We start from the raw sequence: 15,794 nt of genomic DNA, 5'->3' as shown, positions 1-15,794 counted from the left end.
TGCAGAATTTGGAAAACTTGCGAAATCTGCGAAATTTGCGATCTGAAGGCAATCTGAAATCGAGTCCAGTGTATCCGAGAACCATAGCCGGGCCGCGGTTTCCAGCCTTTACCACAAAGAACTACCCAACTCGACCTCAGATGCTTTGCAATTCTTAATCAAACTGTTTGTAAAGTTTATAAACCTAACTTTCTGGATCTGACTACTGAATAAAAAAGCTCCAATGCCTCATGGGATGAGGCTTTACGGATTTTGAAATATTGTTAACCCCCTCAAGTCCCTTCAAAACCCACGTCTATAATCTTCAAGAGAGAAGCCACCCCGGTCGTTCACTGCGAGCTAGATGCGACGGGAATTCCAGGCAATCTGGTTGTGATGCGTGTCTTGATCCCTGCCATCCAAGCTGCGATCAACACCATCGCTAACCCGCTGTAATCCCCTGCTTGGGGCGCTGCGAAGGCCAGCCGGGTGGATAGTCCTCGTTTCCTGTCTTGAGAGAGGAGAATCTCGATGACGATTAGCCCTCCAGAGCGAGAGGCAAAAGTCAAGGTCTCGGTTGATAAGAATCCGGTTCCGACTTCTTTCGAGAAGTGGGGCAAGCCGGGTCACTTTGATCGAACTTTGGCTCGGGGTCCCAAGACGACGACTTGGATCTGGAACCTCCACGCTGACGCTCACGATTTTGATAGCCATACCAGCGACTTAGAAGACGTTTCGCGCAAAATTTTTAGCGCTCACTTCGGCCACTTGGCCGTGGTTTTCGTTTGGTTGAGCGGCATGTACTTCCATGGTGCACGCTTCTCGAACTACGAAGCCTGGTTGAGCGACCCGACTCATATCAAACCCAGCGCCCAAGTGGTTTGGCCGATTGTGGGCCAAGAAATCCTCAATGGCGACGTGGGCGGTGGATTCCACGGTATTCAAATCACCTCCGGTCTCTTCCAAATGTGGCGGGCCGCCGGTTTCACCAATGGCGATCAACTCTATGTGACCGCGATCGGTGGGCTGGTGATGGCTGCCCTGATGCTGTTTGCTGGCTGGTTCCACTACCACAAGGCAGCACCCAAGCTGGAATGGTTCCAAAATGTCGAATCGGCAATGAACCACCACCTGGCAGGTTTGCTGGGCTTGGGCTGCTTGAGCTGGGCTGGTCACCAAATCCACGTTTCTCTGCCCATCAACCACCTGCTGGATTCGGGTGTGGCGCTGAAGGATATTCCGCTGCCCCATGAATTCATCCAAAACAAGGACTTGATGGCGGAGATCTACCCGAGCTTTGCTCAGGGTCTGACCCCCTTCTTCACGCTGAACTGGGGCGCTTACGCCGATTTCCTCACCTTCAAGGGCGGTCTGAACCCCGTCACGGGTGGTCTGTGGCTGTCGGATACGGCTCACCACCACTTGGCTTTGGCGGTGCTCTTCATCGTTGCTGGTCACATGTACCGCACGAACTGGGGCATTGGTCATTCCATGAAGGAAATCCTGGAAGCCCACAAGGGCCCTTACACCGGCCAAGGCCACAAGGGTCTCTACGAAATCTTCAATACCTCGTGGCACGCACAACTGGCCGTTAACTTGGCTGTGTTGGGTTCGCTGACGATCGTGATCGCGCACCACATGTACGCGATGCCTCCTTACCCCTACATTGCGACGGATTACCCGACGCAGATCTCGCTGTTCACCCACCACATGTGGATTGGCGCGTTCTGCATCGTGGGTGCTGGCGCTCACGCTGCGATCTTCATGGTTCGTGACTACGATCCGGCGAAGAACGTTGATAACTTGCTCGATCGCGTGATTCGTCACCGCGATGCGATCATCTCGCACCTGAACTGGGTGTGCATTTTCCTGGGCTTCCACAGCTTCGGTCTGTACATCCACAACGACACGATGCGTGCTTTGGGTCGCCCCCAAGACATGTTCTCGGATACCGGTATTCAGTTGCAGCCAGTGTTTGCGCAGTGGGTGCAAAACCTGCATGCCCTTGCGCCTGGTAACACGGCTCCTAATGCCTTGGAAATCGTCAGCCACGCTTTTGGCGGCGGCATCGTGGCGGTGGGTGGCAAGGTGGCAATGATGCCGATCACCCTGGGTACGGCGGACTTCATGGTTCACCATATCCACGCCTTCACGATTCACGTGACGGCGCTGATTCTCCTGAAGGGCGTGCTGTATGCGCGTTCGTCTCGCTTGATCCCCGATAAGGCGAACTTGGGCTTCCGGTTCCCTTGCGATGGTCCGGGTCGTGGCGGTACTTGCCAAGTGTCCGGTTGGGATCACGTGTTCCTCGGTCTGTTCTGGATGTATAACTCGCTGTCGATCGTGATCTTCCACTTCTCCTGGAAGATGCAGTCGGATGTGTGGGGCACGGTGAACCCTGATGGGTCGGTGGCTCACATCACGGCGGGTAACTTCGCTCAAAGCGCCATTACCATTAATGGTTGGCTGCGTGACTTCCTGTGGGCACAAGCTTCGCAGGTGATCACCTCCTACGGTTCGGCTTTGTCGGCCTATGGTCTGCTGTTCCTGGGTGCTCACTTTGTGTGGGCGTTCAGCCTGATGTTCCTGTTCAGCGGTCGCGGCTACTGGCAAGAACTGATTGAGTCGATCGTGTGGGCGCACAACAAGCTGAAGGTGGCTCCGGCAATCCAACCCCGTGCTCTGAGCATCACTCAGGGTCGTGCGGTGGGTGTTGCTCACTACCTGCTTGGCGGCATTGTGACCACTTGGTCGTTCTTCCTGGCTCGAATTATTTCGGTCAGCGGCTAATCCCTTTAGCCCCGGATTGCATCTGAGGTCGAGACGCGACTTCGGCAACGAGGATTAAGACAAAAACAGGACTTATGGCAACCAAATTCCCAAAATTTAGCCAGGATCTCGCCGCTGATCCCACGACGCGGCGGATCTGGTACGGGATTGCCACAGCCCACGACTTTGAAAGCCACGATGGCATGACGGAAGAAAATCTTTATCAAAAGATTTTCGCGTCGCACTTCGGTCACCTGGCAATCATCTTCCTGTGGACTTCGGGCAACCTGTTCCATGTGGCCTGGCAAGGCAACTTTGAGCAGTGGGTGAAAGATCCCCTGAACGTCCGTCCGATCGCCCACGCAATTTGGGATCCGCACTTCGGCCAAGCGGCTGTGGATGCGTTCACCCAAGGTGGTGCTTCGGGCCCCGTGAACATTGCGTTCTCTGGCGTTTACCACTGGTGGTACACGATCGGGATGCGCACCGTGGGCGACCTGTACCAAGGCGCTGTGTTCCTGCTGGTGTTGGCGGCTTTGATGCTGTTTGCCGGATGGCTGCACTTGCAACCCAAGTTCCGCCCCAGCCTCTCCTGGTTTAAGAACGCAGAATCGCGTCTGAACCACCACTTGGCGGGTCTGTTCGGCGTGTCGTCGCTGGCTTGGACGGGTCACTTGGTGCACGTGGCGATTCCCGAATCGCGCGGCGTGCATGTGGGTTGGGATAACTTCCTGTCGGTGGCTCCTCACCCGGCTGGTTTGGCTCCCTTCTTCACCGGTAACTGGGGCGTTTATGCCGAGAACCCCGATACGGCTGGCCATGTGTTTGGCACGGCTCAAGGGGCTGGCTCCGCAATTTTGACCTTCCTGGGCGGTTTCCACCCCCAAACGGAATCCCTGTGGCTGACGGATATTGCCCATCACCATCTGGCGATCGCGGTGATCTTCATCGTTGCTGGTCACATGTACCGGACCAACTTTGGTATCGGGCACAGCATCAAGGAAATCTTGGAAGCGCACAAGCCGCCTTCGGGCAAGCTGGGCGACGCTCACAAGGGTCTGTTTGATACGCTGAACAACTCGCTGCACTTCCAACTGGCTCTGGCCCTGGCTTCGCTGGGTGTTGTGACCTCGTTGGTGGCTCAGCACATGTATTCGATGCCGTCGTATGCCTTCATTGCGAAGGACTTTACGACCCAGGCTGCCCTGTTTACTCACCACGAGTACATTGCTGGCTTCCTGATGGTGGGTGCGTTTGCCCACGGCGCAATCTTCCTGGTGCGTGATTACGATCCCGCCCAGAACAAGAACAACGTGCTCGATCGCGTGCTCCAGCATAAAGAAGCGATCATCTCGCACCTGAGCTGGGTCTCGCTGTTCCTGGGTTTCCACACCCTGGGTCTGTACGTTCACAACGATGTGGTTGTGGCATTCGGTACGCCTGAGAAGCAAATCCTGATCGAACCCGTTTTCGCTCAATGGATTCAAGCGGCTCACGGCAAACTGCTCTACGGCTTCGATACGCTGCTGTCGAACCCCGATAGCTTGGCGGCGACGGCTTGGCCGAACCATGGCGATGTGTGGCTGCCCGGTTGGTTGGAAGCCATCAACAGCAACGCTAACTCGCTGTTCCTGACGATCGGCCCTGGCGACTTCCTGGTTCACCATGCGATCGCTCTGGGTCTGCACACCACCACCTTGATCCTGGTGAAGGGTGCTTTGGATGCCCGTGGCTCCAAGCTGATGCCCGACAAGAAGGACTTTGGTTACAGCTTCCCTTGCGACGGTCCCGGCCGTGGCGGTACTTGCGACATCTCGGCTTGGGATGCGTTCTACCTGGCCATGTTCTGGATGCTGAACACGATCGGCTGGATCACCTTCTACTGGCACTGGAAGCACCTGTGCGTGTGGCAAGGCAATGTGGCTCAATTCAATGAGTCCTCGACTTACCTGATGGGCTGGTTCCGCGATTACCTGTGGCTAAATTCGTCGCAGTTGATCAACGGCTACAACCCCTATGGCATGAATAACCTCGCTGTTTGGGCTTGGATGTTCCTGTTCGGTCACCTGATCTGGGCAACGGGCTTCATGTTCCTGATTAGCTGGCGTGGTTACTGGCAAGAATTGATCGAAACCCTGGTTTGGGCGCATGAGCGCACCCCGCTGGCGAACCTGGTTCGTTGGAAGGACAAGCCGGTGGCCCTGTCGATCGTGCAAGCTCGCTTGGTTGGTTTGGCCCACTTCACCGTTGGCTACTTCGTGACCTACGCAGCCTTCTTGATCGCCTCAACTTCGAGCAAGTTCGGCTAAATCTGATTGCCTCCTAGGTAACTAGCAAAAATCCCCCGGTCTCGTTGAGATTGGGGGATTTTGCTATTGAAGAATGGGGCGATCGATTCAATTCAATCGATTGAGATTCCACTGGCTCGCTTGGTAGGGCGCTGCAATCTCTGGAGACCGAGGGCGATCGATTCAGCATCGCTTGAATGACGCAAGTCCCCATTAATTCAACGGGAGACCCATGCAAAAGCGGGGCGCACAGGTTGCCCTGCCTTCGCCCCGCTTAACTATTGCAGTTCTGAGTGGTTGAAAGAGAATGGAGTTTAGCGCACCGTCTCGAAGCTGTCGGCACGTGATTTGAATTGACCCAGGAAGATATCCAAAACCGATCGCTTGCGGGTCTTGATCCGCGCCGAAACCGACATCCCGGCTTGAATCTTTAACTCCAAGCCACGATTGGTTTTCAGGGTTTGCCGTTCTAGCTCAATCCGAATGGGAAACGTATAGGTGGGGCGCTCTTGGGTGGGTGCCAGAGCATCCGACCCGATCGAGACTAGTTTCCCCTTAATGCTGCCAAATTCTAGGGAAGGGAACGTGTCCACACTCACCTCCACCGGCATTCCCACTTCCACAAACCCAATGTCCTTGTTGGTCACATAGACCGATGCCACCAACTCGCCATCGGGCACGATGCTCAGCATGGGTTCCGTGGGGCTAGCCACATAGCCCGGCCCGCTGGCCTTGATATCAAAAACCGTGCCAGCAATCGGGGCGCGTAGCTCCTGATAGCGTACCGCTTGCTCTGCTTTCACCAATTGGCTTTGCACTTGGGCAAGCTGACCAACCACGCTGGCATCCTGGCGACGGTTATCCAGACGGGACTTCGCCAATTGGGTGTCGATATCGGCGATCGCCCGATCGTTGTCCGCAATCCGGTTTTCCAAATCCGCCGCCCAACTGGTTTGGGTGGTGCGAATTTCCGCCAACTGCGTCCCAATCTCCGCCTGCTTCGTTTGAATGGAAGCCATCAGGCGAGCTTCTTGCTCATTCAAACTGGCGATTTGCCCCTCCAGGGTCGCCACCGCATCAGCATTCGACAGCACGGCCTGCTGTTGGTTCTTGAATTGCAGTCGGGCAACGGCCCCTTCTTCAACCAGGGGCTGCAAATCAGCGATGATTCCCTCATTGATATTCAGGCGCTCTTGGGCTTGCCCCAGTCGAATTTGGATGGCCCGGCGTTGGGCGCGGGTGTTGGCCACGTCACTGCGTAATTCGTTGATTTGCGAGTTCAGTTCCGACACGCGTGATTGCAGTTGTGACAGTCGAGAAGCTTGGGCTGCTCGATTTTCTGCCAAACGACCGGCTTGGCCGGCCGGAGCCGCGCGATCGCCCCGCAGCAGCGCCCGCAGGTAGATATTTTCCGCCACCCGCACAGCTCGATTGCGTTGAAGGTCAATGATACTAGCCTGGCCCTCGCGGGTTAAGCCCAAGCCAGCGGCCTCCGCTCGAATCAGTTGCTTTTGGCGTTCGAGGGAGTCCTGGTTGGCCTTCAGGGATTGCACATCCGCCGCCTGCCCCGTGGGGTCAAAGGTGGCGAGCAGTTGGCCCTTTTCGACCCGTTCGCCGTCTTTGACCACAATTTCCCGCACCACCCCACCGGCCGGTGCTTTGATCGGCTTTGTGGAATCCTTAGGCTGCAACTTACCGGCCGCCGGAACGGACTGGTCAATCTGGGCCACTGCGGCCCAAGTGATGCCGCCGACCACAAAGGTCACAATCAACCAAATAAATCCACTGGCGAGCAATGCCGGCCGTTGTAGCAAGACCGGTTGCTCTTCCCGTTCGATAAAGGCCTTTAGCATTGAGTTTCACCAAATTGCAGACTGAAAGGATTGACGGGTCACAAACAAACGGGGTTAGGACTGGGGAAGTGCTAGCTAAACGACCCTTCCTGTTGTTGGAACAGACAATAGTAGCGACCCTTCATGGCCATCAATTCCTCGTGGGTTCCCTGTTCAACCACTGCCCCCTTATCCATCAGGATGATGGAGTCTGCGTTCAGAACCGTGTTCAAGCGGTGGGTAATGAAGAACACCGTGCGGTTTCGGAACTCAACGGCCAGGTTATTACAAACCTGTCGTTCTGAGTTGTAGTCCAGGGCGCTGGTGGCTTCGTCCAAAATCAGGAGCTTGGGTTGTTGCAGAACGGTACGGGCGATCGCAATCCGCTGCCGTTGTCCCCCAGAAAGACCGGTTCCCCGTTCCCCAACCACGGTGTTGTAGCCGTTGGGCAACTGCATGATGAAGTCGTGGGCGGCGGCCACCTTGGCGGCGTGAATTACTTCCTCGGTGGTGGCATCCGGGTTCGCCAGCATGATGTTTTCTTGCACCGTGCCCGTAAACAGGAGGGTGTCTTGTAGCACCATCCCAATTTGTCGGCGCAGGGAGTAGAGTTCCACTTTGCTGATGTCGTAGCCATCAATTTGGATGTAGCCAGCGGTGGGATCGTATAGCCGCTGTAGAAGTTTCATCAGGGTGGATTTCCCGGAACCGGATTCCCCCACAATGCCCACAAAAGTGCCCGGGGCAAAGTCTAGATTGACGTTGGCCAACTGCAAGGGGCCCGTTTCTGCAAAGCGGAAGGAGAGATCGGAGAACTTGACGGAGCCGACCAATTCCGGCATGGGAATGTTGTCGCGATCGGCATCGCTGGACTCCGGTTGGCTGTCAACAATATCCGCCAGACGTTCCACGGAAATTGAAATTTCCTGCACCTGTTGCCAAGCACCCACCAGGCTGAGGAGGGAACCCGTGACGTTTCCGGCCAGGATTTTGAAGGCGATCAATTGCCCCAGGGTGATTTGGTTGCCAATCACCAAATAGGCCCCCGCCCAAAGCAGGGCTAGGGTAGACAGGCTGTTCAGGAAGGAGGTGGCCCCCCCGATCGTGGTGCCGGTCATGATCGTTTTGAAGTTCGCCTGGATCATGCGGGCGTAGCGCTCTTGCCACTGCCACAGCACCTTGGTTTCGATGTTTTGGGCCTTGACGGTTTGGGCCCCGGAAATCACTTCCACCATGTAGGAGTCCACGTCGGCGCGGCGTTCCGCTTGGCGACGAATCAGTTGGCGGATGATCGGGGCAGCGAAGACGATAATCCCGCCCAAGATGGGTACAACCGCCAAGGCCACCAAGGTAAGCAGCCAACTGTAGACCACCATCACCACGATGTAGATCACCGAGAAGATGGCGTTCAGGAAAACGGTCAGGGCCGTACCGGTCAGGAAGTTCCGAATGCTGTCGCGCTCATTGACCCGACCCGCCAGTTCACCCACCCGGCGCACGTCAAAGTAGCCCAGGGGCAAGCGCATCAGGTGGCTAATGATGGCGGAACCGACGTTCATGTCGATCCGGTTCATGGCATCGACAAACAGGTAAGTCCGCAGGATGTTGAGGATCCCTTCAAAGACGGCCACGCCCAACATGAAGAAGCCGAGGGCATCCATGGTTTCGATGCTGCCTTGGCCCAACACTTTGTCGATAATCACCTGGGTGATGATCGGCTGCACCAACCCGAAGGTTTGAACGAAGAAGGACGCGACGACGACTTCGATCAGGGCGCGTTTGTAGGGCAGGATCCAGGGAACGAACCAACTGAGACCGAATTTTTCCGGCAGTTCTTCGACGGGGGCTTCGAGAAGCAACACCATGCCGCTTTCGCCCCAGCTTTCTAGGAACTGTTGGGGGGTCTTGCGCATCACGCCTTCTTCGGGGGTGGCCAGGATGATGCGGGTTTCAGAAATGTCGTAGATGACGGCGAAGCTATCTTTCCAGGGGGTGAGGGCGGGTGCTTTCAGCCGATTGATCAGGACACCGGAAATTTGGATCAGTTGGGGCCGAAAGCCAATGGTTTGGGCGATCGCCCCGCAAACCTGCATGGAAATTTGCCCGGTGGCCCGCAGTTGATCTTCCAGGAGCCGCCGAATTCGGTCTTTGCGGAATTGCAACCCGGGCACGAATTCATTCAGCATCTGGAAGCAGGCCAGGGTGCCGTTGACGGGCCCCCGCCCCCGCACATGGGGATAGGTGGCGGGCTGGGTTAGTAGGGCTTCTCGGGGGAGTTCGGGCGGTTTTTCGGGGGCGAAGGGAATTTCGGGAACGGGAACCGGAGCTGCGGCCACGGGTGCTGGTTCGGTGACGGGGGCCGCATTGCCGGTGACGATATCAACGGGGGGTGGAGGCGGGGCGATCGCGGCTTCGGTTTGGGGGGTGCGCTGCCGGAGCCAGTCTTGGGTGAACCCCACGACGCGGGCCGCATGACCGCCGGTAATGCTAACGGAGCCGCTGCCGGCCCATTGCAGTCGATCGCCCGCGATCAGTTTGCCGCTGACGGTTTCCGCTTGGCCACCACTCAGGAGCCAGACAAGTTGCGGATCGATCAGCCGCTCAAGGGTGGCCTCATCGACAATCCCTTCGGGGATGCCCATCACCTGCACTTCATCGAGCATTCGCAGGGTGATGTCTTTTAGGTTGCCGCGCCGATCGGCTTGGCGCTGAAGCTCCTGGCTGAGCAAACTGAAGAGTTCACAGAGGTTGCAACGCGACTCCCAGGCCTGACGGAAAGTAGCCTCTTCGGCCATCACGGTCAGAAAATCGGCGGCAGGAATGCTGATGCAGGTGGTTTCGGTGGAGGCGATCGCCGTTTCGCAGGCCACGCCTCGCAACAGCCCCGCCCAACCGAGAATTTCGCCGGGAGTGGCTAGTTTGAGGCTGACGGGCCGTTGCGATCGCTCGTCAAACCCCAGAACCCGCACTTGCCCTTGGAACAACACCAGGACTTGGGCCGGCAGGGTTTGGCGATCGAGCAAGGGTTGCCCCACCCGGTAGCGCAGTAGCTGGGCCCCCTGGAGTAAGCGTTCCAAACTGGCGGAGCTGAGGCGACTGAACGGATCGATCTCCGCCAGAAACACTTGAATGGGCTGATGGCTAGCAGCTTGAGTCATAACTCCAGGCACGGGCAAAGACGGGTCAAAGCAGTCAGGCGAGGCGATCGGGATTGGGAGGCGATCGGGGTTGGGAGCCAAATCAGCGCATGGGTTCACGGCTGGCTAACGGTTTCGCAAATTATGGATCGTTTTTATGGATCATTTGCCGAATCAAGCTTGGCCCAATGGGTTGACCCAATTAACCGTAGCGGGCGATCGCCCTGGCTCACCCCGATCGCCCTCAGCTTCCCGAGTCGGAAGCGGCCCAAAGTAACTGGGGCGAACCGAGGGCTTGAATTTGTTCGCGCATCCAGTTTTCAAACATTTCATCGATCATTTGTCGGCGCATGGCTTCATCAAGCTGCGACGGCAAAAACTGTTCCAGCCGCACAATAATAAACCATTCCACCAGGGCGCGCGGGGGCCACAATTGACCCGGTTGGCTCACTTCCAACATGCGGGCAATGAAGGGGTGCGGTTGATTCAAAGGCACGGGCCCCAAAAGACCATTGGTTTGGGCTTCTGGGCCTTGGGAATAGGTGCGAGCCATGTCTGCAAAGGAAGACTCGCCCTCTTCAATGCGGTAATAAATTTCCTGAGCCAGCCCTTCATCCTGCACGCGAATCAGAGAGTAGACCACCTTATCTAGGCGGCTCTTTTGACTGACAAAATAGTTTTCTACCTTGCGCCCAAACTGGATCTCTTTGAACTTTTCCAGCCGCATGGGCCGAATGGCCAGTTCTTCAAGCCCTTCGATGGAAAGGTTGTTTTCCTGCATCCAACGGGCAATGTCTGCTTCTTCAATAATCCGATGTTGCTTCCGAAAGTTGATGATGGCCTGTTGCCGTTCTTCTTCGGTAAATTCCACATCGGCGATCGCTCGATCAATCACCAACCCACGCAAGAATTGCGGCATCAGGTGATAGCGACTGAGCAGCGAGAGCATCTCGTGTGCTTGGATAACATTCGGACCAATTTGGAAGAGACCTGCCATGGTGAATTGATTTGCAGCGATTGCAGGTAAAACGAACGAAAAATATAAACGAAGCGTTGACGACTCATGGGCGATCGGCCAATGGACTTAGCCAGTCATCCATTAACCATATAAGCCGCGATCGGACAATCATCACAGGGTTTGTGTGGCACTTGGGGGTGCGCATCAGTTTTATGTTTGGGTTGCCCTGTCAGTTAAACCGCTCATTCAATCGTGGCTGAATGGGTTGGAGCATGAATCTTCCAAAGAATACCATCGCGCCTGGAATCAAGCCGGATAGGTTGTTGCGTTGGAACAACGGGTGCTCAATGCCTTGGGGACAGGACAGAGGGGACAAAAGCCTTGGCCAGAATGCATTGGAGCGCGGGGACAGATTTAGATCATGAATTTGATCACCTCAATCACAAGGACGAACTAAGGGTGTGGACGCAGGGCCGCCGGGGGAGGTTCCGTTGATGGAAAGTGGCGGCTGTGGCTTGTGTCGGGCGATCGGGCGCGATAGCCTAGGGCGGTGATCTGTTCACCCAATCGCTCGCCATCTTCCTGTTCCGATGACTTCTGAACCCGCCGCATCCCTGGCCTACAGCGACATTCACAATGCCGATTTGTTGAAACTGCTGCCCGGAGATGCCCGATCGATTGTGGAAGTGGGCTGCTTCACAGGGGCCTTGGGACAGGCGTACAAACGGATTAACCCCTTTGCCCAATACATCGGACTAGAACAAGATCCAGCGGCGGCCCAAATCGCGGCGGGTCGGCTCGATCGCGTCTATGTGGGCAATGCGGAAGATCCCCAACTGGGGGCAGAAATTCCCCCGGAAAGCATGGATTGCCTGGTCTATGGGGATGTGCTGGAGCATTTTATTAATCCTTGGCAAACCCTGACCCACCATGCACGCTGGCTGGCTCCCGGCGGCCAAGTGATTGCCTGCATTCCCAATATTCAATATTGGGGAACGATTGTGGATTTGCTGTCGGGCCGTTGGGAATATGCGGATTACGGCATTCTCGATCGGGGTCATTTGCGATTTTTCACCAAGGATTCCATTACCCAGCTTTTTCAGCAGGCGGGCTTAGAAATCGAAGAAATTCGGGGTCGCAGTCGCCCCGACGAGATGCGCGACAAATTCCAAGAGGCGATCGGGCCGCTGCTGGATCGGTTGGGAGTCGATCGGCAGCGGTTTAATCAGCAAAGTGCTTCGGTGCAATACCTGGTGCGAGCCATGCGGCCGGGCGATCGGCCCCAGCGGCACTTTTTTGCCCAAACCCTGGTGATGGAAGCCAAGGTTTGCAAGCGAGTGCGAGTGACCGAACCGAATGAGTTTTTGAATCGCATTCCCGGAATGCGGGCGATCGCCCAGGATCGCACCGCCACCGCCGGAGCCGTGCAGGCCCACGAAGAGCCAATTTTCATTTGGCAACGGGCAATTTTGAACCGGGAACAGGACTTGGTGCAGCAACGCAAACTCCTGGCCCGGGGTTATCTGATCATCTTGGAAGTGGATGACGACCCCTACCGCTGGGCCCGCACCGAAAAAACTGACTTTTTCGCCTATCGCAGCGTCCACGCCATCCAAACCTCCACGGAACCCCTGGCCGCCTTCCTGCGCCAAGTGAACCCCTACGTGGCCGTATTTCCCAATCAATTGGCGGAATTGCCCCCACCCGCCGCCATTGATCCACAACGACCGGTCACCCTCTTTTTTGGGGCCTTGAACCGGGAAAACGATTGGAAACCGCTGATTGATGGCATCAACCGCGTGCTGAATCAACGGGGCGATCGGATCCTGGTGCATGTGATTCACGATCGCCGCTTTTTTGAAGCCCTGCAAACGCCCCACAAAACCTTCCGCCCCTTCTGTCCCTACGAGGAATATGCGGAACTGTTGCACCAAAGCGATGTGGCCCTGTTGCCCCTGGAACGCACCCGCTTCAACGGCATGAAATCGGACTTGAAGTTCATTGAATGCGCCGCCCACAGCACCGCCGCCCTGGCCAGCCCCGTGGTCTATCAACAAACCCTGATGGATGGTCAAACGGGCTTGCTCTACTACAGCCCAGCGGATTTTGAGCAAAAACTAGCCGCCCTGATTGATTACCCCCAATTACGCGAAACCCTGACCCAAAATGCCTATCAGTGGGTGTCCCAAAACCGGCTGATGTGCCAGCACTATCGCCAACGGTATGAGTGGTATCAATCCCTGCGCGATCGCCTGCCGGAGTTGAACGCGGCCTTGCAGCGCCGAATTCCCGATCTGTTTGCAGAATGACTTCAAAGGATGTCTGGGAAGTAACTTGGGGGAATGGCAAGGCACGAGTACTCGTGGGGAGTACTGGTAGGGGCAAGGGGCTTAAGCCCCTGGTCTGGCAGTGTTGGTGAGGTGATGATTTTCGGTAACTGATCGCTTACGCCGCAAAACTTTTACGGACTGATCATGACTGAATTATGGCCCTACCGAAACCTGATTCGTGATCTGTGAAAATGCTCTGCATGATTCATAAAAACTCCTGAATCATGAGAAATTAATCTCTAGAATACTGACTAAACTTTGATCAAAATTGAAGCCTGAAATCAAAAATCTCTTATTCACTGAACAATAAAAATGCGTGATAAAAATCAGATTTATTTTTAAATCAAAATTAACAAAAAGTGCCCTATCGATAGCCAAAGGGTTTCTGATAGGGCACTTTAGGGATTTCTGGAAATGAAATCAGCCAAGACCAGCTTAAGAAAATTAGAGCATTAACCTGAAAATTCTTCGAGTTGATCCAAGCGGAGCCAAATGTTGGGGGTTGGCACTTTACACCACTTCACCAAGGCATAGTCGCCCCGCAGATCGAGTACCTCTCCTTTGCTTTCAAATAGGTAGGAAGAAAAGCGCTGATCACTGGCGGTTGCTTCGACGCTATTTTCTAGTTTTTCGCGAATGGCACGAACAAAGGAACCTTTTTTGACGGGCATAGGAGTTAATGGCGCGATCGCACGTAATCGTTAACTGAGAGCAACCCTTTTTAGGTTGATGCAGATTGTCCCATTTTAAAGCTGAGATCAGACTTTCAGTTGGGCAAAACGTTGGGTTGCCGCCACCAAAGCCCGTAGAATTCCCGGTTCCGCCATGGAGTGGCCCGCGTCGGGGATGATTTGCAGCTCCGCTTCCGGCCAGGCTTGGTGTAATTCCCAGGCGGAAACCACCGGGCAAACCACGTCATAGCGTCCATGAACAATGACGGCGGGCAAATGTCGGATTCGATCGACCTGTTGCAGCAGTTGATCGGCCGGGTCAAACCAGCCCCCATGGACAAAGTAGTGGCACTCAATCCGGGCGAAGGCCTCCGCAAAGAAGGGATCGGCAAAGGCCGCCTGCAAATCCGCGTCGGGAATGAGCTTGCTGGTGCTGGCTTCCCACACGGCCCAGGCTTTGGCCGCTTGTCGTCGCACCGCTGGATTCTTATCGGTCAGGCGACGGTAGTAAGCCCCCATCAGATCCTGTCGTTCGGCTGGGGGAATTGGCTCTAGGTATTGGGCCCAGGCTTCGGGAAACAAGTAGCTGGCTCCCTCTTGATAAAACCAGCGCAGTTCCTGGGGCCGCAGCATGAAAATTCCCCGCAAGATCAATCCCAAACAGCGATCGGGATGGGTTTCTGCATAGGCCAGGGCGAGGGTGCTGCCCCAACTGCCCCCAAACACCACCCACTGCTCGATCGCCAAATGCTCCCGCAATCGCTCAATATCCGCCACCAGATCCCAAGTGGTGTTGTGGGTCAAGTCCGCATGGGGCTGGCTGCGGCCACAGCCGCGTTGGTCAAATTGCACAATTCGCCACTGGGCTGGGTCGCAATATTGCCGATAGCTCGGTTGGCTGCCACCGCCGGGCCCACCATGCAGAATCACGATCGGCTGGCCGGTGGGATTGCCACTTTCCTCAAAGTAAAGGGTGTGGCGATCGGAAACGGGTAGTGTCCCTTGGCGATAGGGGTCGATCGGCGGAAATAAACTCATGGCAATCCGTCATGTCAAAATCGTAATGACTATGATATTCTCGTAACAGTTCGTAATTCATCCAAAACAGCGCAACAGGAGACTCACTCCCATGACCGAAGGTTGCCTCCGTGTGGGCCAAGTTGCCCCTGACTTCACCGCTACGGCCGTTTCTGACCAAGAGTTCAAAGAAATTAAGCTGTCGAACTACCGTGGCAAGTATGTAGTCCTATTTTTCTATCCCCTGGACTTCACTTTTGTCTGCCCCACGGAAATCACGGCCTTCAGCGATCGCTACGCTGAGTTCTCGCAACTGAACGCCGAAGTATTGGGCGTTTCGGTGGACAGCGCCTTCTCGCACCTGGCTTGGATCCAAACCGATCGCAAGTCCGGCGGTGTGGGCGATCTGAGCTACCCGTTGGTTTCGGATATTAAGAAGGAAATCAGCACCGCTTACAACGTGCTGACTGAAGAAGGCATTGCCCTGCGTGGCCTGTTCATTATTGACAAGGAAGGTGTGATTCAACACGCCACCATCAACAACCTGGCCTTCGGCCGCAGCGTGGATGAGACCTTGCGCGTGCTGCAAGCGATTCAATACGTGCAAACTCACCCCGATGAAGTGTGCCCCGCTGGTTGGCAACCGGGTGAAAAGACGATGAATCCGGATCCTGTGAAGTCGAAGGACTACTTCGCCGCCCTGTAATTAACGTAAATTTCGGCGCTCTGGCCAGAATTGGTCGGCTGGTGGCCACCGTTCCGATTGCCCTCAGGCTCGGGTAATGGTGGCCCGAACTCCTCCTTCCTAGGAAC

At 55.7% G+C, this 15,794-nt stretch carries 10 protein-coding genes; 4 read left to right on the top strand and 6 right to left on the bottom strand.

The window, feature by feature from the left end; all coding sequences use genetic code 11:
• The first annotated feature begins 510 nt into the window (after window positions 1-510).
• Both psaA and psaB read left to right on the top strand, forming a co-directional pair.
• On the top strand, window positions 511-2,769 hold the full coding sequence (gene psaA / locus AC2IAX_RS12260; RefSeq protein WP_099532036.1) for a photosystem I core protein PsaA: 2,259 nt from the start codon (window positions 511-513) through the stop codon (window positions 2,767-2,769).
• A gap of 74 nt (window positions 2,770-2,843) precedes the next feature.
• Window positions 2,844-5,057, top strand: a complete 2,214-nt coding sequence (gene psaB, locus AC2IAX_RS12255) for a photosystem I core protein PsaB (RefSeq protein ID WP_494387735.1) — start codon at window positions 2,844-2,846, stop codon at window positions 5,055-5,057.
• Window positions 5,058-5,350: 293 nt separating this feature from the next.
• Here psaB and AC2IAX_RS12250 read toward each other — a convergent pair whose 3' ends face one another.
• From AC2IAX_RS12250 to AC2IAX_RS12235, 4 genes are all read right to left on the bottom strand, one after another.
• A complete protein-coding gene (locus AC2IAX_RS12250) occupies window positions 5,351-6,889 on the bottom strand; it encodes a beta-barrel domain-containing protein (RefSeq protein ID WP_494387734.1) in 1,539 nt (512 codons plus the stop codon).
• A 71-nt stretch (window positions 6,890-6,960) separates the two neighbouring features.
• Window positions 6,961-10,026 carry an ABC transporter transmembrane domain-containing protein gene (locus AC2IAX_RS12245; RefSeq protein ID WP_494390380.1) on the bottom strand — a complete coding sequence of 1,022 codons (3,066 nt, stop codon included), beginning with the start codon at window positions 10,024-10,026 and terminating at the stop codon, window positions 6,961-6,963.
• A gap of 223 nt (window positions 10,027-10,249) precedes the next feature.
• Window positions 10,250-11,002, bottom strand: coding sequence for a peptidylprolyl isomerase (locus tag AC2IAX_RS12240; RefSeq protein ID WP_494387733.1), 753 nt, complete (start codon window positions 11,000-11,002; stop codon window positions 10,250-10,252).
• 414 nt (window positions 11,003-11,416) lie between these two features.
• Window positions 11,417-11,575, bottom strand: coding sequence for a hypothetical protein (locus AC2IAX_RS12235; protein ID WP_494387732.1), 159 nt, complete (start codon window positions 11,573-11,575; stop codon window positions 11,417-11,419).
• Here AC2IAX_RS12235 and AC2IAX_RS12230 point away from each other — a divergent pair.
• Window positions 11,554-13,272 carry a methyltransferase domain-containing protein gene (locus AC2IAX_RS12230; RefSeq protein ID WP_494387731.1) on the top strand — a complete coding sequence of 573 codons (1,719 nt, stop codon included), beginning with the start codon at window positions 11,554-11,556 and terminating at the stop codon, window positions 13,270-13,272. The two genes, AC2IAX_RS12235 and AC2IAX_RS12230, sit on opposite strands and share 22 nt — an antisense overlap.
• Before the next feature lie 473 nt (window positions 13,273-13,745).
• Here AC2IAX_RS12230 and AC2IAX_RS12225 read toward each other — a convergent pair whose 3' ends face one another.
• Together AC2IAX_RS12225 and pip are read right to left on the bottom strand one after the other, a co-directional pair.
• On the bottom strand, window positions 13,746-13,964 hold the full coding sequence (locus AC2IAX_RS12225) for an NAD(P)H-quinone oxidoreductase subunit O (protein ID WP_099533059.1): 219 nt from the start codon (window positions 13,962-13,964) through the stop codon (window positions 13,746-13,748).
• An 87-nt stretch (window positions 13,965-14,051) separates the two neighbouring features.
• Entirely contained in the window at window positions 14,052-15,002 is a 951-nt protein-coding gene (gene pip, locus AC2IAX_RS12220; RefSeq protein WP_494387730.1) for a prolyl aminopeptidase, read from the bottom strand.
• 91 nt (window positions 15,003-15,093) lie between these two features.
• Between pip and AC2IAX_RS12215 the strand changes: the two genes are divergently transcribed.
• Window positions 15,094-15,687: a peroxiredoxin gene (locus AC2IAX_RS12215; protein ID WP_099533057.1), complete on the top strand. Its 594-nt coding sequence runs from the start codon at window positions 15,094-15,096 to the stop codon at window positions 15,685-15,687.
• Window positions 15,688-15,794: the final 107 nt, after the last annotated feature.

This window comes from Limnothrix sp. HT2024 (genome assembly GCF_059138625.1).
This window is presented reverse-complemented; position numbering and strand designations above follow the sequence as displayed.

Excerpts from the sequence above, each read along its gene's own strand:
- psaA (WP_099532036.1), top strand. The coding sequence starts at position 511 with ATGACGATTAGCCCTCCAGAGCGAGAGGCAAAAGTCAAGGTCTCGGTT.
- psaB (WP_494387735.1), top strand. The coding sequence starts at position 2,844 with ATGGCAACCAAATTCCCAAAATTTAGCCAGGATCTCGCCGCTGATCCC.
- AC2IAX_RS12250 (WP_494387734.1), bottom strand. The coding sequence starts at position 6,889 with ATGCTAAAGGCCTTTATCGAACGGGAAGAGCAACCGGTCTTGCTACAA.
- AC2IAX_RS12245 (WP_494390380.1), bottom strand. The coding sequence starts at position 10,026 with ATGACTCAAGCTGCTAGCCATCAGCCCATTCAAGTGTTTCTGGCGGAG.
- AC2IAX_RS12240 (WP_494387733.1), bottom strand. The coding sequence starts at position 11,002 with ATGGCAGGTCTCTTCCAAATTGGTCCGAATGTTATCCAAGCACACGAG.
- AC2IAX_RS12230 (WP_494387731.1), top strand. The coding sequence starts at position 11,554 with ATGACTTCTGAACCCGCCGCATCCCTGGCCTACAGCGACATTCACAAT.
- AC2IAX_RS12235 (WP_494387732.1), bottom strand. The coding sequence starts at position 11,575 with ATGCGGCGGGTTCAGAAGTCATCGGAACAGGAAGATGGCGAGCGATTG.
- AC2IAX_RS12225 (WP_099533059.1), bottom strand. The coding sequence starts at position 13,964 with ATGCCCGTCAAAAAAGGTTCCTTTGTTCGTGCCATTCGCGAAAAACTA.
- pip (WP_494387730.1), bottom strand. The coding sequence starts at position 15,002 with ATGAGTTTATTTCCGCCGATCGACCCCTATCGCCAAGGGACACTACCC.
- AC2IAX_RS12215 (WP_099533057.1), top strand. The coding sequence starts at position 15,094 with ATGACCGAAGGTTGCCTCCGTGTGGGCCAAGTTGCCCCTGACTTCACC.